The following is a 19,285-nucleotide window of genomic DNA, read 5'->3' as shown; positions in this document are numbered from 1 at the left end:
CCTTCAAAAATTAGAGAAAAATACTTATACAGAAGACAACACCTTCTGTCCTTACATAGACAGAAGGTGGTTTATCACATCAATTTCCTTTTACTAACTCCAACGGCACTGGAATAAATTTTTCCACTTTTTCACCTTTTAGTACCTTCAAGGCTGTTTTTACCGCACTTTCTCCAATCAGCTCCGGCTTTTGTGCTACCGTTGCCGCCATTTTTCCGTCTTTTACTGCCTTGACAGCGTCCTCTGTCGCGTCAAAACCGACTACGATCACATCTTTCATCCCACGGGCTTCAAGCGCTTCCAATGCTCCTAAAGCCATTTCGTCGTTATGAGCGAACACCGCCTTAATATCGCTATGGCTTTGCAAAATGTTTTCCATGACAGACAGTCCTTTTGCGCGGTCAAAATCCGCTGCTTGTTTCGCAACTACTTTAATATTGCTCGTCTTATCGATCACTTGATGGAACCCTTCCCCGCGCTCACGTGCCGCAGATGAGCCGGGGATTCCTTCTAATTCCACAACATTTCCACCATCTTTTAGCTTTTCAATTAAAAATTCTCCTGCCATCTTACCTCCAGTGACGTTATCGGAAGCAATATGGGTAACAACTTTGCCACCATCTGCACTGCGGTCTACTGTGATGACTGGGATGTTCGCGTTATTCGCCGATTCGACGGCGGATGTAATTGCGCTTGAATCAGTTGGATTTACTAAAATCAAATCAACACCTTGCTGGATTAAATCTTCTATATCATTAATTTGTTTCGCCGAATCGTTCTGGGCATCTACTACGATTAATTGCACGTTTTCTTCTTTCGCTGCTTTTTCGGCCCCTTCTTTCAATGTGACAAAAAATGGGTTATTTAACGTGGAAATCGATAAGCCAATTTTCATATCACCGTCTTTCTTTGTTCCTTCTTTTTTGTCACCTGTCGTCGTACCATTTTCTAAAGAACAACCAACTAATACCCCTGCTAACAACAGCAACGACATTACCATACTGACCAGTTTCTTCATCAATCTCTCCCTCTCCTTTAATAATAATAATTTTGTCTATCAAACTTCTTTACGGCGATCTAAAATGACCGCAAGAAGAATAACAACACCTTTGATAACCTGTTGATAAAATGAAGATACGTTCAATAAATTCAACCCATTATTCAACACACCAATAATCAGTGCACCAACAAAGGTACCGAAAATCCAGCCGCGTCCGCCCGATAAACTCGTTCCGCCAAGTACAACAGCAGCAATCGCATCTAACTCATAAGCAGTTCCTGCCGTTGGTTGCGCTGAATTCAAACGAGAAGTTAAAATGATTCCCGCTAACGCGGATAATCCGCCCGTTAGTGAATAAATCCAAATTTTTAATCGGTCGACACGAATACCAGATAAACGGCTTGCTTCTTCATTACCGCCAATAGCATATGTATGGCGGCCAAATGTCGTTTTCTTTAAAACAAAGTACAACGCAATATAAACGACGATCATAAACACGACTGGAACTGGAATTCCGAGAAAATAACCTCTCCCCATCATTTGGAACAAAATATCATTAGAAAACCCAGTGATTGGGCGACCGTCTGTATATACTAACGTTGCACCGCGAAACATCGTCATGGTTGCTAGAGTCGCAATAAATGGGGCAACGCGTCCTTTAGTAATAATCGCACCGTTAAGTGCCCCCATGAAGAGTCCGGCAAGTAATCCTACGAGAATCGCGGCCAATCCTCCCATACCGTTGGCCATCATGCCAGCTGTAATCGCACTAGAAAGCGCTAACACCGAACCAACGGATAAATCAATTCCGCCCGTTAAAATGACAAATGTCATTCCGAAGGCAATCAATGCGTTAATTGATACTTGGCGCAGAATATTTAACCAGTTATCCATGGTTAGGAAATTATCACTTAAGATAGATAGCACAATACATAACAATAAAAAGCCGATGAGCGGGCCCAGTTTCTTGATATCAAAACTCCAACCTTTTCCCATTACACGTTCCCTCCTGTCGCCGCGCGCATAATCATTTCTTGGTCAACGTTTTTATTGTCAAAAATGGCACTTACCTTGCCTTCATGAACAACCATAATGCGATCACTCATCCCCAATACTTCTGGGAGCTCCGATGATACCATAATAATGGCCGCGCCTTGCGCAGTGAGTTCATTCATAATCTCGTAAATTTCTTTTTTTGCCCCAACATCAACACCGCGCGTCGGCTCATCTAAAATCAGGATGCGTGGTTCCATTGCTAACCATTTTCCAAAAACTACTTTTTGTTGGTTGCCTCCGCTCAATGCTTTTACCTCTAATTCCGGTGAAGCTGTTTTAATGTTTAATTTCGCTATTAATAAGGAAATTAAATCTCGTTCTTTTGTCTCTTGAATGACACCAGCAACAGCCAATTGTTCCGATTTCGGCAAGGTTAAATTTTCACGCACACTCATATTTAAAATAAGACCTTTTCTCTTTCGATCTTCTGTAATCAAAGCGATACCATGCTCAATGGCTTGTCGCGGGGACTTAATATTGACGAGTCGGTTATCAATATAAATAGCTCCCCCATGCACCTTTCTAACTCCAAAAACCGCTTCCATAATTTCTGTACGCCCTGATCCCATTAACCCAGCAACGCCAAGAATTTCTCCGGCACGTACAGAAAAGGAAACTTCCTCAAATACCCCTTTTTGTGTCAATCCTTCTACTCTCAGCCGTTCTTTACCAATGTTTGTTTTTCGCTTTGGAAAGCGATCACCAATTTGCCTGCCAACCATCATATGAACAATTTCATCAAAGTTCGTTTCTGGTATATGTTTTGTGCCGATAAATTGCCCATCTCTTAGCACCGAAATCCGATCACAAATCGCAAAAATTTCTTCCATTCGATGCGAAATATAGACAATGGCGACTCCTTGCTGTTTTAGCGTGCGAATCACTTCAAACAACGTTTGAATTTCTCGTTCAGTTAAAGCGGCTGTTGGTTCATCCATAATTAAACATTTGGCATTCGTTGATAACGCCCTAGCAATCTCGACAATTTGCTGTTTACCCACTGATAAATTTCCAGCGATTTCATTAGGAGCAATTTGAACCCCAAGCTTCTGCAAATACTTTTCTGCTTGTTTTTCCATGTCCTTACTACGAATAATTCCTGTATAGCCTATTGTTCTCTCGCGCCCTAAAAAAATATTTTCGGCTACTGTCAACGTCGGAATGATATTGAGTTCCTGATGTATCACAGAAATTCCATCTATCTCGGCTTCTTTTGGATGCCGGTAATGGACTTCCCGCCCGTCTACCATGACTGTACCCGCATCCCGTTCATAAATCCCTGTTAATACTTTCATTAATGTCGATTTTCCGGCGCCGTTTTCCCCCATCAATGCATGCACTTCACCGGCACGCACTTCGAAGTCAACACCATCTAATACGACATGCTGTTGGAAAGCCTTCTTAATCCCTTTCATTTCAATGAACGGCCTTGTCATATTTCTCCCCCCCTTTTTTAAAGGTGAAATTTAAGAAAAATTGACACCTGAGTGAAGAATCACATTCGCATAAGGAGTCGCTTCTCCTGTACGGATGATGGCTTTTGCTGATTTTGTCATTTCTTTCAATCGCTCATGAGAAACGAATTGTTCTGGGACGGTCTTCAATCGCTGATGAATTTCTTCATACATCTTGATATTGTTCGTTTTAATTTCTTCTGCAAGTGTAACCGCTTCAATCTCCAACTCTTCTAAAATCGCATCTAATACAGACAGAAACGGCGGGAATCCCTTCACAAGCGATAAATCAATTCGTACAACATCATCGGGAATCGGTAATCCACAATCAGCAATGACAATCGTATCCGTATGTCCTAGAGAAGCTAAAACCGTGTTTAATTCTCGATTTAAAATGCCATGCTTTTTCATTCCAAACATCCTTTCTTTGTTTTTAGAAACTGACGAACTTCGTCTTCTGTCGGCATCCCTGTTTGCGCTCCCAATCTTGTCACAGACAACGCTGCCGCAGCATTACCAAATAAACATGCTTCTTCTAAACGCATCCCTTTACTTAAAGCTACCGCAAGCGCACCATTGAACGTATCCCCTGCTCCTGTCGTATCTACAACAGGAACGCTAAAACCCGGTATTAACGTCGGCTGTCCGTTTTTCATCATCGTTACGCCACGTGCTCCTTCCGTGACAACTAATTTATGAGCAAATTGGCTTACATCCATTCCGCCAAAAATAACGTCGCGCTCATGTTCATTTGGTGTCAGAATATCGACTTGCTCTACTAATTGTTGTGGTAGCGGCTGTGCTGGCGCTGGATTTAGAATGACGCGGACATCGTGCTTTTTCGCTAAACAAGCGGCTTTTTCAACAACGGACAACGGAATTTCCAACTGTAATAAGCAAACATCACTTTGAGCAATAATTTCTTCGCAATGTTCTATATCTTCCGGACAAAGAGCATGATTGGCTCCAGGAACAACAATGATTCGATTATCGCCATCTGATATTGTGATCGAAGCAATTCCCGTTTCTACATATGTAACCGGTTTCACATTATCGATGCAAACACCTTCCTGTTCCAGAGAGTGAAGAAGCTCCTTTCCAAATGTATCCGTACCGACCGCACCAATCATGTGAACCCTCGCTCCTAAACGAGCGGCTGCCACCGCTTGATTCGCCCCTTTTCCTCCAGGAATCAGGTGAAACTGTTCTCCGAGAATCGTTTCACCTTGTGAAGGAACACGGTTTGCTATCGTTACAAGGTCCATATTAATGCTTCCAATGACAGTAACCACTGGCTTTGTCATTTCCTTTCCCCCTTACGCGTCGATTGTCTTTCAATAAGTTCGACAGGCAGCACATAATGAATTTGCTCAAGCGGCTTCCCTTCAATTTTCTTGACTAAAATTCTTGCCGCAATCGCTCCCATTTCATAAATGGGTTGCGAAATCGTCGATAGTTCAGGCGTTGTCATCTCTGTCAGCGGAATGCCATCATAGCCGATAATTGCAACATCTTCCGGCACGCGAAGTCCAAGCTGCTGAACAGCTTTCAGAGCACCAACCGCCATCGCGTCATTTCCGGCAAAAATCCCATCAATATCATATTCTTTCAAAGCTTGTAATACCGCTTCCTTCGCTTGTTTCAGCTGATAGTTTCCAAGAATAACTAGACGTTCGTCCCAAAGACCTAACTCCTTCATTTCATCACGATAACCATTAAAACGTTCTACTGCATTGACAACGTGCGAAGGACCTTGAATATGGGCAATCCTTCGACAGCCGATTTCATATAAATGTCGCGTCGCTAGCCGCGCTCCACCGTAATTATCTGCAATCACAGATGGAAATGAATGGTTTAGTGGTCGATCCAAGACAACAACTGGAACATTGATTTCAGACACTTCATCTAGTTCCAATTGATTGGTTGTTAAAATAATGCCATCAACGTATTTCTGCTTCAATACTTCCATATATTCTTTTTCTTTTTCATTCTTCTCATCAGAATTACACAAGATCACAGTGTAATCATAAATATTCATGACATCTTCAACCGCGCGAACAAGCTCTGGAAAAAAAGGGTTTGAAATGTCCGGAACAATTAATCCGATTGTTTTTGATGTCTTTTTAAAAAGCGTCCGCGCTACTTCATTCGGTTTGTAATTTAATTTTTTAATCGCCTGTCTCACACGTTTTTCCGTTTCTTCATTTACATAACCGTTTTGATTCAACACTCGCGAAACTGTTGCGACAGAAACACCTGCTAACTTAGCAACATCTCGAATCGTTGCCATATTCATTCTCCACCTTATTTCATGTAACCGGTTACATGAAGTATATCAAAAAATATAAAAAATAATCAAGTAAGTTAATCTGCATATTTCTGAGATTAGCACATAAAAACTGTGAATATCGATGTATTAGAAACCAAAAAACTCACCCAAATTGGCAGAAACACAACTGCAATTGGAAATAGAAGCCCAATAAATTTTAGTTAATCTTTCCGTTTGACAAAAAATCTTAACATCGCCTTGTCAAAAACATCATAAAAGACGAAAGATCATGAACTTGCCCCGCATTGACCATGTGGCTACAATTTGTCCTCTAATTATGAACGGGCCAAAGCACTTTTACGTTCATATCCTTGGACTCAACATCATTCCTGAGCATTGCCGCGCGGAGCGAAAATCGTACCAAATTAGGCTTACAAGTGGGGGAACTTGCTATATAAAGCAGATTAACCAATAAAAATAACAGTAGCAAAAAAGCACTTAAACCGCTATTTATTTTATTTCTTATTCAGCTAACAGGTACGTTAATGCAACAAGGGACAAAAAATGAACACTTTCAATTTGAAGGTTTTTAATAATCCTAAAATCAACATCAAACGATAACAGAGCCAAGTATTTATAAAGCTTCCTCATCAATTTTCAACAAACTGCTTACACCTCTTTTCTCAAAAAACTCCATAACATTACAAATTTAATTACAAAATCAAATTTCACATTACATATACATCATGCAAACCAATTATTTTAACCATTCAGTTCATAAACCGTCTTTCTTTTATGCATTTTTCTTAGAGTTTTGGTAAAACTTCATTTTCTCATTCGCTATTTCTCTAAATATATCAGTTGACTACTTCAGTAAATCATGCAATAATCAAAACGTAATGTAACGTTACATTACTAATTTAGTAATCTTTCTTTTCTGATTACAAATTCATTACAAATGCATTCTAAAAAATCAGAAAGGAGAGAGGTAAATGAAGAAAAACTTTCTTAAGAAATTAGCAGCAGGATTTTTAACATCTATTTTGCTCGTTGGAACGATAGGATGTTCAAATGCATCAGATTCTGCAAATTCCAATTCATCTAAAAACGGAAAAGTGGAATTAAAAATCGGAACATGGGCTGGTGCACAAGAACTAAAAGAATTTCAAGCGATCGTAGATAAGCTTAATAAAGAATCGAAGGACTATCATTTAACCATCCAAAGCATCCCTGCTGATTACTACAAAAAAATTCAAACAATGGCAGCTGCGAAACAGGCACCTGATTTATTCTGGTTATCTCAAGAATACATACCAATGTATGCCGAGTTAGGGGTAATCGCTCCACTTGATGACTACATTAAAGGAAATCCTAAAGTAAATCTTAATGACTACTTTGAAGGTCCGTTACAAGTTGGAAAAGTCAATGGAAAACTTTACGGCTTACCTTGGATTAACCAACCTGTGATGCTTTACTATAACAAAACACTCTTTGAAAAATCGGGTGTTGAACTTCCAAAACCAGACTGGACATGGGAAGACTTTGAAAAAGCGGCAAAAGCTTTAACAAAAGATACGAATCACGACGGGAAAGTAGATCAATTTGGAACGGTTATCGATGGCTGGCCACCAATTGCAACATGGGTTTGGACATATGGCGGAGAAATTATTGATAAAAATGGGAAAGTTCGCATCGATGAGCCAGAAGCCATTGAAGGTATTAAAATGTTGAATAAACTCATTAATGTGGACAAGGTAACACCTACTAAAACTCAAGCACAAAATACGGGCGGTCCAGAAATGTTTAAAACAGGAAAGGTCGCCATGTTCTTCGGTGGTGCTGGCGACGATTTCGAAAAACAAGTCGGAAATGCTTTCGAAATCGGCATGACAAAAGTGCCTCATGCCAAAACAGAAGCAACTTTCAGTTGGATTGCCCACACAGTCATGTCGAACAATACAAAGAACAAAAAAGTCGCCGCGGAAGCATTAGTTGACTTGACAAATGCGATTCACGATTGGAAAATACTTCCTCCTACAAAATCAGACTTAGAAAAGGTAGAAAAAATTCGTCCAGATAAAAAATATGCGGTTGATATCATCAAAGAAAGTGCAAAAATGGCACGCGGCTTCAATAACCAGAAGCAGCAAAACGAACTTGATAACGCCATTTGGCAAGAATTATACGAGCCAATTCTTCTAGGCAAAAAATCCCCAGAAAAAGCAGCAAAAGACGCTGCAGAAGCACTTCGCAAAATCTTAGGTCAATAATATCCCCTTACGTAAGAATAAGCTGATGAAAGTCAGCTTATTCTTACTTTACTGAGTTAAAAAGAGGTTGATAAAAATGAAGAAGTTGTTAAAGAAATACGAAGGATTGCTGTTTATATCACCATGGATCCTTGGATTTTTCATCTTTACATTGTTTCCAATATCGTTTGCCTTTTATATCGGATTTACCGATTGGAACTCCTTCACCGCACCGAAATTTATTGGTTTAGACAATTATATCAACCTATTTAAAGATCCCAATTTCCTAAACTCGCTGAAAGTCACCGCTTTATATGCTATATTTGCTATTCCTTTAGGAATCATATCTTCCTTAACCATTGCCGCCATTGTGAATGTGAAAGTAAAAGGAATCTATTTGTTCCGTACAGCCTTATATCTTCCCGCCGTTGTATCTGGCGTATCCATTGCTCTTTTATGGAGATGGATTCTCGATCCTGATTACGGTTTGATTAATTTACTATTATCATACATTGGCATCTCTGGACCGAACTGGCTTGGCGATCCGTCTTGGGTTTTACCTTCCTATGTGATGATGGCCATTTGGGGAGCCGGCGGCGGAATGCTAACATACCTTGCAGGATTACAAGATATCCCCCGCAGTTTATATGAATCAGCGGAAATTGACGGGGCAAATTGGTGGCACAAATTCCGCCATATTACCCTTCCGATGCTGAGCCCAGTAATTTTTTACAATCTCGTCATGGGAATTATCGGCTCATTCCGGAAGTTTAATGATGCTTATATTATTGGCGGTGCTGAAAATCAAGGAAAATTTTATATGGTCTATTTATACGAAAATGCCTTTAATTTTTATAAAATGGGATACGCGACAGCGATGGCATGGGTCCTTTTTGTCATCATCTTGCTTTTAACGTTGCTTGTTTTTAAAACATCACCTTTATGGGTTTATTATGCCGGTGAAATTCAAAGCTCAAAATCAAAAAAGAAAAAGACATTCGAGAAAAACGTATTCAAAGGTTACGAAATCAACCGTTTAAAAGGTGCGGAAATCAATGGTTTAAAAGGTTCAGAAATGAATCGTTTAAAAGGGACGGAAATCAACGGTTAAGGAGGGGAATCCTCTTGACATTTACGTTAACAAACCCACAGCGAAAAAAAATTCAAGCCTTTTTTGTCTATCTGTTTCTGATCATCGCATCTGCGGCAACGGTATTGCCATTACTTTGGATGATCTCCACCTCATTAAAATCCGGAGACATCATCTTTCAAATTCCGCCAAAATGGCTTCCTGATTCTTTCTATTGGGAAAACTATCGCCGTGCCGTCACCGATATTCCATTTTTTCTATATTTAAAAAACACAGTTATCATTACAGGATGTCGAGTATTTGCCGAAGTATTTATTTCTGCCCTTGTTGCTTATGGGTTCGCTCGCTTCGACTTCCCAGGTAAAAATATTTGGTTTATGATTCTTTTATCGACAATCATGCTGCCTGGAGAAATTACGATGATTCCTGTATTTATGATGTTTGAAAAACTTGGATGGATTAACACATTCAAACCTCTCGTCGTCCCTGCCTTTTTCGGTGGGCAAGCCGTGTTTGTGTTTCTGTTGCGTCAATTCTTTTTAACGATACCAAGGGAATTAGAAGAAGCCGCCTTAATCGACGGGGCAACAAGATTCCAAATCTTTTATAAAATCTTTCTCCCATTATCCAAGCCTGCTTTAATCACCATTGGATTATTTTCCTTCCAAGGTTCGTGGAACGACTTACTAGGACCATTAATGTACTTAAATGATTCGAACAAATTTACATTACAATTAGGTCTCGCGATGTTTAACGGAATGACAAAAGTCGAGTGGGGCCCATTAATGGCCGCTTCCATTTTAGTATTATTGCCTACACTTCTCCTTTTCTTCGCGATGCAAAAATACTTTGTTGAGGGAATTTCTCTTACTGGAATTAAAGGTTAATGCGGGATTTAAAGGAGAATTCCTTTAAATCCTCTATACTTATCTTTAAAGGATTGAGGTCGGTTCTGATGCTTCCAACAGCTGATTTACAAGATAATATGTTTTACCGAATCATTCTTTATACTTACTGGTTCATCTTATGTAATGTGTACTTTTTCCTCTTATGTATCCCTGCATCCTTATTTCTGCTCTTTCAGTGGGATTACTCCAATCTATTCACGTGGTTGATCTTATTTCTTGTTACGATTCCAATGGGACCTGCCCTTACTGCATCCTTTAGTGTCATGGGGAAATTAGTGAAAGAAAAACAAGTAGAAATAACGAAAACGTTTTTTAAGAGCTTGAAAGTAAATTTCGTTCAATCCGCTCTCTTCTTTTCAATTCAGTGTATTCTTATTACAATATTAATTGCTGATATCGCATTTTTAAAAAACTATCCAATCGGTCATTATATTCTTCCACTATTATATTCACTTTTAATCATGAATGTATTAGTAGGATTATATGTATATCCTTTGCTCTCTCGTTTTTTCATTACCAATAAATCGGTGTTAAAATTATCAGTATGGTGTTCATTCACGAAATGGAAAACAACATTATTGCTACTTGCTTTGCTTTTATTTACAGGTTTCATCCTTTATTATATTCCTAAGGTATCTGTATACTTCTTAATTGGTCCTTTCTGCTTTGCTGTCATGTTGATTATCAATGACCTATTTCAAGAAATCGAGACCATGTTTCAACCGCATCATTAAACACTTGGTGCTGAGGTCTATTAGAATAGTAGGTGTTGCCATATGAAAAAGAAAGTAACGATGCAAGATATTGCCGATCAATTAAATATATCGAAGAATTCGGTATCGCAAGCCTTAAGAGGAAAAGAAGGCGTGAGCGAAGAAACTCGGGAGCGAATTAAACGTGTGGCTGAGGAAATGGGCTATCAATATCCAGGAGCACGAAAGCAAAAGAAACCAGGAAGGACAGGGAACATCGGATTAATCGCTTCCGATTTTGCATTCTCCTTTAAAAATTTTTTTGGAGAAATTTATTTGAGCATTGAAAAAGAAGTCGTAAAACGGGGCATGAACTTACACATTCAATCGATTAATCGCGATCAAAAAGAAAACCTTATTTTACCTTCGTTCATCGAAAATAAGATGGTGGATGGAATCTTAATTCTTTCGCACATCAGTACCGAATACATTAATAAAGTCATCTCTACCGATATTCCGACTGTGCTTGTTGACTACCATCACCCTAATATTCATGCAGATGCCGTGCTAACCAATAATCGCTTTGGTGCTTATCTTGCGGTACAACATTTAATTGAATTAAATCATCGTGACATCGCTTTTGTCGGCAATGTGAAATATTTGCCTAGCTATGAAGAACGTTATGAAGGATATTTGCTCGCGTTGCGGGAATATGGCATCGAACCAAACGAGGAGTTTATTTTCAAAAATGCGGAAGAAAAAGAAGAAGTCATTCTCCAGTATATTCAGCAATTAGAGCAGCAACCAACTGCTTGGTTTTGCGCTAATGACAGGTTAGGATTTTTAGTCAACTCGGGCTTAAAACAACAAGGCATTCAAGTTCCTGATCAAGCATCCATATGCAGCTACGATAATGGTCAATTATCAAAAATCTCTACGCCGAAAACGACGACGGTTGATATTGATTTGGAACTTTACGGTAGAAGAGCGGTCGAACTGCTTTTCTGGAGAATGGAAAACAAAAACGAACCGTTCCAAGAAATTCTCCTCTCTTCTAAACTCATTAAAAGAGAATCGACCGCCTTGGCGCCAAAACGATCATGAAAATACGCATCGCAAATAACATCAAGGGGCTGTCCCAACACTTTTGGGATTCAGCCCTTTCTTCATTTCATCGGCAAAAAAGAATATCAATGCAATCCTATTTTAGCCTGTTATCAGAAACAAAGACAACAGTAGAAAAGATTGAAGATATTCGAGAAAATTATGATCGCTTAGTTCAAAAAGAAATAAAAAGGAAAACCAGCTATGGGGAGCTGTTTAGAAAACAGCCTGTCGATGGAGTAAGTACTACTAATAAAATCATCCATCGAGGCGTTTACCCGGAGGAATCAATTAAGATAAAACTGTGACAGCTCATCCCCTCCTAATGCCCCCCATCGCCAATGTTACTTTCCGCACTTTTCGCGTACAGGCTACCTATTTTAAGTTGCCCGGAACAGATTTAGAAAGTCTTCCTGAGTTAGATGCTGCGATTGGGGATACAGCTGGACGCAAAATACGCATCTTTCCACCTCCTTTCTTAGTAAGTAAAAAAATTCACTGTCAAGAATTTAAAAACACTTTGTAGCGCAAAATCATCGCATCACCGTTAGTTACTTTGTTTCAGATTGTTGTGCATGAAGTAAGCGCAACACTTGTTTAATTTTTCGTTTTTCATAAGGGCAAGGACGCTTTCCTTTACGTATGCGATACAATGGGCAATGATTCCCTTGACATGCAGGACGAAAAAAGCACGCCTGACAATGTTCATCTTGTTCTTCTCCTGACGTGACCCATAAGGCTAATTTATCGAAATCAACGTCCATTGTTCCATCGGCATGAAGCCGCCCAACATGGTTATATTCCTCCTGAAGGAAACAAGTACATTTATACACTTGACCATCGGCGCCAATGACAAACGAATGTGGCTTTGCCGCATAACAAACCGCCCCAGTAGGCATTAACATCGACTCAATGATCGAACTCATATTTAACCCACGATTTATGCCAAATTCCGTAAACTCCCATATTTTCGTTTCTGCTGTACGATTGTCACATATCGGTAATCCTTCATCGTTTGCTCCCCCCCATTTACCAACAGGGCGACAGAAAATTTGAAAGCGCGAGTCTCCCGCAAAATAACAAGCTAACTCTTCTAAAAAATGCGGAATGTGTGAAAGGTTGTCTTCATCAAAATTAATGCGCAGGTAAATTTCAAACGAATCATTTAATGTTTGTATATCTTTCAAATGGTTAAGTATCGTTTCATACGTAGGTCCTCGATTCGTTAGTGCTCGGCGCGAATCATGCACGTCTTTGCTTCCATCGAGTGTCACCATAAAACGATTCACTTTATATTTCAATAACGTTTGCAGTGTTTCTTTTGATAAATAATAGCCGTTCGTTGACATTTCCGCTTGATAGGTTACGCCGTGCCGATCGGTCCATTCTACTATCGTTTCGCTTAATTCTTCGATGATATCAAGCGCTAATAGAGGCTCTCCACCAAACCAACTGACCGTAAGATGTTCCAATCTAGGAATTTTATTTTCAAAAAAATGTTTTAACCCATTGATGACATCGCGGCTCATGTTTCCGCGCGAAAAATCTTGATAACAGTATGTACAACGAAAATTACATGCTTCTGTAGGAAGTACAATAAGGTGCATCGTATCCGTCCGATGTAACGTTTGATGCAAAAATTGGGCACGCTTTTCCTCGTTCACTTGCTGTGAAACAAGAAACCCGCATTCGGCAAGCGTTTTTTCAATAGGCAGTAAGTCTCGATCAATGCCGCTCCGCTTTAATGCTTGCAACACAGTTTTTTTCTCTTCCTCTGTCACAACACCGATTGCCCCTGTATAACTATTGTAAAGAATGAGTTCACCACGTTCTGTTTGTGAAATCGCATTAAATCGAGATGGAATCCATTTCATACTTCTCATTGCTCCTACACCCTTTTTATAAAATCATATAAAGACATACACCTTTTGGCTGTTACGTAACAAGCACCCTTTTGACCACTATAGCTGTCGCTACTGAATTATTGTAAAGAAATAAACAAGTATGAACCCATCGTGGTCTTGAACGTTATATGAACATTTTTCTAAAAAAAATTGACAATGAACAAACGAAATGGAGCGTGTTTACGCTCCATTTCGTTCCAAAAAGACATCGATCTCGCTTGGCTATCCTTTCAGTGATATCGACACCTCGGTTCATTAATGCATCAAAATAATTAATGTTCAACATATGCGAAACGATGAGGAAACAGCATCTTCCATCAGAGAAAGGCAAGAATACCAAAAACGGAGAGATGAACAATTCCCGAACCACAAAATTCCTCGAAAAAAAAAGACTCCCTATTATTGCTTATAACTTTCGAGGAGTATCTCTTTATTTTTTGCTAATGTAACACTGTTGATAAACTATATACTAAACAAGGCTGCCCCTATACCTTGGGGGCAGCCTCCCGTTTTACTATTCATCTTTGTTATCTTTATCGTTCACATCTTTCTGGTCTTCAATTGGATCTTCTCGGTCTGGGACGTTATCGTTTTCATCATCGCCAGGTCCGTTGTTCGTGTCGTCTCCTGGAGGTACATTCGTGTTGTTGTTGTCATTGAGATTTTTGTCATTGAGATTATTGTTATTGTCGACGTCATCGTTTTGGTTGATATCATCAGCCGGGTTCATATCCGTATCGTTGACGTCTTGATTTTGTGATGGCGGCGGCGGATTTTGGTTGTTATCATTGTCATTGCCCCAATTACAACCAGATGCAAGCATAATCGCGACTAGTGAACCAAATAGCTTCAATAAAAGCCATTTTTTATTCATGTTTCCTTCTCCTTTCCATACATAATAAAGTGACCTATGTAAAAACCGGTCCTTGTTTATGTTGCCCAGAAAGAAGAATTTCATGCAAAAAAACCCCTCTTTCCTTAATTTTGCGGAAAGAGGGCAGACGTCTTCACCTATAATCTCATTATTTGTCTGAAATCCTTGATTTCAGTTTTCTGCTTGAGGAAGCGGAAAGAAAGAGATTCGATCATACATTCATGCCGTTCAAGTTCTTCGTTTCATTCACCGTATCGTTCAACTATATGGTTTATGATTTAATCAAAATAAGCAGCTCAACTATCAATGACATTTTTAAATAGCAGATGAACCGTTTCTTCTAGCCCCTTTTTCTCTTTTTATCAGGAAACGCACACTTTTGACAAAATTCCCCCTTTCCTCGACAGCAATAAAATGTTCCTTGGAAAGGGGGATTTGGTTAGGCGTCTTTCTTTTCTCCAAGAGCAAACATAATTTCTGTTTCGCAGACAAGTTCCCCATCGACGGTAGCGATACCTTTTCCTTTGCCGATCGGACCTTTAGCGCGGATGATTTCAACTTCGAGACGAAGCTGATCACCCGGTTTCACTTGCTTTTTAAATCGGCAATTATCAATGCCTGTGAAAAAGGCAAGACGACCGCGGTTTTCTTCTTTTTTCAACATCGCTACTGCACCAACTTGTGCCAATGCTTCAACGATTAACACACCGGGCATCACCGGATATTCCGGAAAATGACCAACAAAAAATTGTTCATTCGCGCTGACGTTTTTAATACCGACCGCACGCTTTCCTTCTTCGATTTCTAAAATACGGTCGACTAATAAAAATGGATAACGGTGTGGAATAATGTCTTGAATTTGTTGAATATCAAGCATATGTAAGCCTCCTTTGTTTTTGTACCTTTCCAATGGAGTAAATATAAAAGGAAGGTGAGAAAAATGGAAGAACGGTTAATACAGTTCGTGTAAGAAATGCGTGAATTCCGCTCGGAAGTAAGTGAGAGATTCAGTAACCTTGAAAATGCCTTCAACAAGTTAATCACCGATTGAGTAACGCCGAAAACTATTTAAGTCAATCATTGGCTTGATCATATTGAAAAATCGTTTAATAAATGTCAAACAACAGCTTGATAACTGTTGAATTTGATTAAAAGAAATAAAAAATGCATTGAAACATCACACAATGTTGAGGATTGACCCTCCAAATATAAGAAAGGACATCAGAACTGTCACAAACGATACAGACAGATATCGATCTTCTGTTTAGAGAAGTAGAAACTGTTAAGGGACAAACGAATAAAATCGCGCAACGACACTTGCTAAGTAACATTTGTTCAGTCAAACATAGGCCGTTTCTTTACAATAAGCGATGAATAACAGAAAAAAAGAAGGCATGTACCTTCCTATTCCCTGTTATTGACCTTTTCCATCTTTCTCGACAATATCAACAATCCGCTGCCATGTCGACGGTTTGAATACGTCGAACGGTTTGCCATCGCCAATGACGCCGTAGCCAATCATCGCGCCGAGCACAGTGCTTATGATCATGAGAAAAACGACAATAACGAGGCGAAGCCAGATCGGGATTAAGCGGGTACGCTGCCATGTCCAGCGCTGCTTCTTCTGTTCTGTTTGTTTTTCCTCTTGGCGTTCTTCATTCATCCCCACTTCTCCCTCACTACGAGCGAATTCCATTAATTAAGCCGAGCATTTGATCGGAAATTGAAATTGATCGGGCGTTCATTTGATACGAGCGTTGTGTAATCATCATATCAGTTACTTCGGTCGATAACTCAACGTTCGATTGCTCGAGCGCGCCTTGCTCCATACCAATTTGTTGACGTAAATTACCAGTCATATCGACTATTACATCTGCTTCATTGACATTGAGTGCATTTAAGTTCGGAAGAGCGAACAAATTCTCCCCAACGGACTGCAATAATTGCGGACGCAGGATAGTTGTAATACCAAGATCGACTGTTTGAGTGACTCTTCCGTTTGGATCAGTGACAGTCAGCGTTCCTGTGTTAGAAATGGTGATATTTTTAAACCCGTCTTGAATGAAGATGGGTTCATTGTTGCTGTTGAGAACAGGATGACCATCGCTTGTGACAAGCATGAGTTCATTCGGATTGTTAGCCGATGGACTCAAATAAAAAGCGCCGTCCCGAGTATAGCGGATCGCCCTCGTTCCATTGTCCTCTTGGACAAGGACGCGGAAAAATTGTCCTTCTTTTGTCAGAGCGACGTCTAAAGACCGCCCCGTTTGCATAATCGGACCTTGCTTGAGAACGAGATTTGTTTCCGCTAGCTTTGCACCAACACCGAGTCGTACCCCGTCAGGAGTCAAGCGATTTACCTGTTCGCGCGGCAAGTTATTAAACTGCTGCACAAGCAGTTCACCAAAACTTGCTTCACGACGTTTAAATCCGGTGGTATTGCTATTGGCAATATTGTTACTAATCACGTCAAGCTGTTGTTGCAGTTGATTCATTGTATTCGCTGCAGTAATCATTGAACGTAGCACGTAAAATCCCCCTAAGCTCGTCTCCGTTATTTGAGGCGACCGATTTCATTGACAGCCTTGTCCATGCTTTTATCGTACGCTTGTAATATTTTTTGGTTTGCCTCAAAAGCACGGTACGCAGACATCATATCAGTCATAGTGCGAGAAATATCGACGTTCGAGCGTTCGAGAAAACCTTGCTTAATTTGATATGTCGCATTTGGATTGTTAACCGCGCTTGGTAATCTACCATTTTCGCTGCGGAAAAGACCATTTCCTTCTTTCACAACCGTATTGGGATTGGCAGCAAACGCAATATCGAGCCGAGCAATACGATTGTTATTGGCAACAATCGTTCCGTCTGAAGTCACAGTAAAGTCAGCACTTGGCAACTGAATACGCTGTCCATTTTCATCCAATACGTAAAAGCCCTCGTTCGTCGTTAAAAAGCCTTGTGCATCCAATGTAAAGTTACCATTTCTTGTATAGCGAATGTCGCCATTTTCATTTTCGACAACAAAAAAGAGCGCACCTTTTGTTCCTGTTGCCGCATCAACCGGCAGTATGCCGTCAACAAGGGCGAGGTCGGTTGCTTGTCCTGTCTCTTTTATGTCACCCTGCCCAAAATTTGGAATGAGTTCTTGCATATAAACGCCAGTGTTAATGGCTCCAAGCGTTGGTCGCAGTGGAAAAGACCTCGGTTCTTTTGTAGGAATCGTTGTTTGATCTAAACGTGCGAGAAGCATTTCTGGAAACGCCCGCAATGTTGATTGGTCAGCTTTATATCCCGGTGTATTTGCATTGGCCATATTATTCGTTAGCATTTCCACGCGCCGTTGCTCAGAAAGCATGCCAGCGGCAGCTGTATAGAACCCTCGTAACAAGGACCGTCACCCCGCTTGATATTGTACACTTTTTGTCTACTCTCATTATAAGGCAAAAATCGGAAAAATGCGAATAGGTACCATTTCCATACTTACGATGAAGGCATAAGCGAGTGGTAAATTTATCACCACTTATCAGAGAAGCGGTTAATTATAGGCGATAGCCAGCAGCCTCCCTGCACACCCTGTGTCCGCTCTAAGATGATCATTGTGATCGAACTTTGTTTAGCGGTATTTGAAGTTAAATGAGGTGGCGATTAGGTACCCGGTCAATATTGTCGAGCATAATCCCTGTTCCAATGGCAACGCAATCCATTGGGTTTTCCGCCACTAATACCGGAACCTTTAACTCTTCGGACAACAGCTGGTCAATGCCGTGCAACAGTGCACCGCCTCCTGTTAAAATAACACCGCGATCGATAATATCTGCGGACAGCTCAGGTGGTGTACGTTCTAATACGCTTTTAGCAGCTTGTACAATCAGAGCGACCGGTTCACGAAGCGCATTCTCAATTTCTCTAGAACGAACGGTAATCGTTCGCGGCAACCCCGTGACAAGATCGCGGCCACGAATATCAATTTCTTCATCACGTGCGCCTGGGAATACAGTTGCGACTTTAATTTTAATTTCTTCAGCAGTACGTTCACCAATAAGCAGTTTATATTCGCGCTTAATGTAATTCAAAATTTCCATGTCGAACTTGTCCCCAGCCATTTTAATGGAAGAGGCGGTGACAATATCGCCCATGGACAGAACGGCAACATCTGTCGTGCCACCGCCAATATCGACAACCATATTTCCACTCGGCTGAAAAATATCCATGCCCGCACCGATAGCCGCTACTTTTGGTTCTTCTTCTAAGTATACTTTTTTGCCGCCGCTTTTTTCTGCTGCCTCTTTAATCGCTTTTCGTTCAACGGATGTCGTGTTCGTTGGGCAACAAATTAAAATGCGCGGTTTGGCGAAAAAGCCTTTTAAATCCAGTTTGTTCAAAAAATGTTTTAACATCGCTTCGGTGATGTCAAAATCGGCAATGACACCATCTTTTAGTGGCCGAATGGCAACGATATTCCCAGGAGTACGTCCTACCATTCGTCTTGCTTCTTCGCCGACAGCTAATACTTTGTTCGTATTTTTATCAATCGCAACAACGGACGGCTCATTTAAAACAATACCTTTTCCTTTTACATAAATCAGTACGTTCGCTGTACCGAGGTCGATACCAATATCCCTTGCAAACATATATGTTCCTCCTTGCATTCACCCTGACATTACTCCTAATTGATTATTTTA

19 protein-coding genes are annotated in these 19,285 nt (G+C 40.3%); 6 read left to right on the top strand and 13 right to left on the bottom strand.

What is annotated here, in order from left to right; genetic code table 11:
* Positions 1-79: 79 nt before the first annotated feature.
* From rbsB to HNR31_RS06340, 6 genes are read right to left on the bottom strand one after another with little or no spacing between them, the layout of a single operon-like run.
* Positions 80-1,018 (bottom strand): ribose ABC transporter substrate-binding protein RbsB, encoded by a 939-nt coding sequence (gene rbsB, locus HNR31_RS06365; protein WP_181555535.1) that lies wholly within the window; start codon positions 1,016-1,018, stop codon positions 80-82.
* A gap of 39 nt (positions 1,019-1,057) precedes the next feature.
* On the bottom strand, positions 1,058-1,996 hold the full coding sequence (rbsC, locus tag HNR31_RS06360) for a ribose ABC transporter permease (protein ID WP_181555426.1): 939 nt from the start codon (positions 1,994-1,996) through the stop codon (positions 1,058-1,060).
* The gene (locus tag HNR31_RS06355; protein WP_181555425.1) at positions 1,996-3,492 is read right to left on the bottom strand and encodes a sugar ABC transporter ATP-binding protein; all 1,497 of its coding nucleotides are present in this window, start codon (positions 3,490-3,492) and stop codon (positions 1,996-1,998) included. Before HNR31_RS06355 ends, rbsC begins: the two co-directional genes overlap by 1 nt.
* A gap of 30 nt (positions 3,493-3,522) precedes the next feature.
* Positions 3,523-3,921, bottom strand: a complete 399-nt coding sequence (gene rbsD / locus HNR31_RS06350) for a D-ribose pyranase (RefSeq protein WP_181555424.1) — start codon at positions 3,919-3,921, stop codon at positions 3,523-3,525.
* Positions 3,918-4,814 (bottom strand): ribokinase, encoded by an 897-nt coding sequence (gene rbsK / locus HNR31_RS06345; RefSeq protein ID WP_181555423.1) that lies wholly within the window; start codon positions 4,812-4,814, stop codon positions 3,918-3,920. Before rbsK ends, rbsD begins: the two co-directional genes overlap by 4 nt.
* Entirely contained in the window at positions 4,811-5,800 is a 990-nt protein-coding gene (locus HNR31_RS06340; protein ID WP_181555422.1) for a LacI family DNA-binding transcriptional regulator, read from the bottom strand. The genes rbsK and HNR31_RS06340 overlap by 4 nt, the downstream gene beginning before the upstream one ends.
* Positions 5,801-6,771: 971 nt before the next feature.
* On the opposite strand from HNR31_RS06340, the gene HNR31_RS06335 reads away from it, so the two are divergent.
* The 6 genes from HNR31_RS06335 (at position 6,772) to HNR31_RS06310 (ending at position 12,130) form a co-directional block, all read left to right on the top strand.
* A complete protein-coding gene (locus HNR31_RS06335; RefSeq protein ID WP_181555421.1) occupies positions 6,772-8,049 on the top strand; it encodes an ABC transporter substrate-binding protein in 1,278 nt (425 codons plus the stop codon).
* Between the two features lie 76 nt (positions 8,050-8,125).
* Positions 8,126-9,139 carry a carbohydrate ABC transporter permease gene (locus tag HNR31_RS06330; protein ID WP_181555420.1) on the top strand — a complete coding sequence of 338 codons (1,014 nt, stop codon included), beginning with the start codon at positions 8,126-8,128 and terminating at the stop codon, positions 9,137-9,139.
* 14 nt (positions 9,140-9,153) lie between these two features.
* Positions 9,154-10,005, top strand: a complete 852-nt coding sequence (locus HNR31_RS06325; protein WP_258561021.1) for a carbohydrate ABC transporter permease — start codon at positions 9,154-9,156, stop codon at positions 10,003-10,005.
* Positions 10,006-10,073: 68 nt separating this feature from the next.
* The gene (locus HNR31_RS06320) at positions 10,074-10,760 is read left to right on the top strand and encodes a DUF624 domain-containing protein (protein ID WP_181555419.1); all 687 of its coding nucleotides are present in this window, start codon (positions 10,074-10,076) and stop codon (positions 10,758-10,760) included.
* Positions 10,761-10,802: 42 nt separating this feature from the next.
* Entirely contained in the window at positions 10,803-11,822 is a 1,020-nt protein-coding gene (locus HNR31_RS06315; protein WP_181555418.1) for a substrate-binding domain-containing protein, read from the top strand.
* Positions 11,819-12,130 carry a hypothetical protein gene (locus tag HNR31_RS06310; RefSeq protein WP_181555417.1) on the top strand — a complete coding sequence of 104 codons (312 nt, stop codon included), beginning with the start codon at positions 11,819-11,821 and terminating at the stop codon, positions 12,128-12,130. Before HNR31_RS06315 ends, HNR31_RS06310 begins: the two co-directional genes overlap by 4 nt.
* 243 nt (positions 12,131-12,373) lie before the next feature.
* Here the strand turns inward: HNR31_RS06310 and HNR31_RS06305 are convergent, their stop codons facing one another.
* The 7 genes from HNR31_RS06305 to mreB form a co-directional block, all read right to left on the bottom strand.
* On the bottom strand, positions 12,374-13,705 hold the full coding sequence (locus HNR31_RS06305; protein ID WP_181555416.1) for a radical SAM/SPASM domain-containing protein: 1,332 nt from the start codon (positions 13,703-13,705) through the stop codon (positions 12,374-12,376).
* A gap of 535 nt (positions 13,706-14,240) precedes the next feature.
* Positions 14,241-14,600 (bottom strand): hypothetical protein, encoded by a 360-nt coding sequence (locus HNR31_RS06300; protein ID WP_181555415.1) that lies wholly within the window; start codon positions 14,598-14,600, stop codon positions 14,241-14,243.
* A 439-nt stretch (positions 14,601-15,039) separates the two neighbouring features.
* The gene (fabZ, locus tag HNR31_RS06295) at positions 15,040-15,477 is read right to left on the bottom strand and encodes a 3-hydroxyacyl-ACP dehydratase FabZ (protein ID WP_181555414.1); all 438 of its coding nucleotides are present in this window, start codon (positions 15,475-15,477) and stop codon (positions 15,040-15,042) included.
* A gap of 537 nt (positions 15,478-16,014) precedes the next feature.
* A complete protein-coding gene (locus HNR31_RS06290) occupies positions 16,015-16,263 on the bottom strand; it encodes a DNA-directed RNA polymerase subunit beta (RefSeq protein WP_181555413.1) in 249 nt (82 codons plus the stop codon).
* Positions 16,264-16,279: 16 nt separating this feature from the next.
* Entirely contained in the window at positions 16,280-17,128 is an 849-nt protein-coding gene (locus HNR31_RS06285) for a flagellar hook-basal body protein (RefSeq protein ID WP_181555412.1), read from the bottom strand.
* 26 nt (positions 17,129-17,154) lie between these two features.
* Positions 17,155-17,991: a flagellar hook-basal body protein gene (locus tag HNR31_RS06280; protein ID WP_181555411.1), complete on the bottom strand. Its 837-nt coding sequence runs from the start codon at positions 17,989-17,991 to the stop codon at positions 17,155-17,157.
* A gap of 241 nt (positions 17,992-18,232) precedes the next feature.
* On the bottom strand, positions 18,233-19,234 hold the full coding sequence (gene mreB, locus HNR31_RS06275; protein WP_181555410.1) for a rod shape-determining protein: 1,002 nt from the start codon (positions 19,232-19,234) through the stop codon (positions 18,233-18,235).
* Between the last annotated feature and the right edge of the window lie 51 nt (positions 19,235-19,285).

The organism is Thermaerobacillus caldiproteolyticus (assembly GCF_013761245.1).
Classification (GTDB): domain Bacteria; phylum Bacillota; class Bacilli; order Bacillales; family Anoxybacillaceae; genus Thermaerobacillus; species Thermaerobacillus caldiproteolyticus.
The sequence above is the reverse complement of the archived record's forward strand: the minus strand, read 5'-3'. Positions and strand labels throughout refer to the sequence as shown.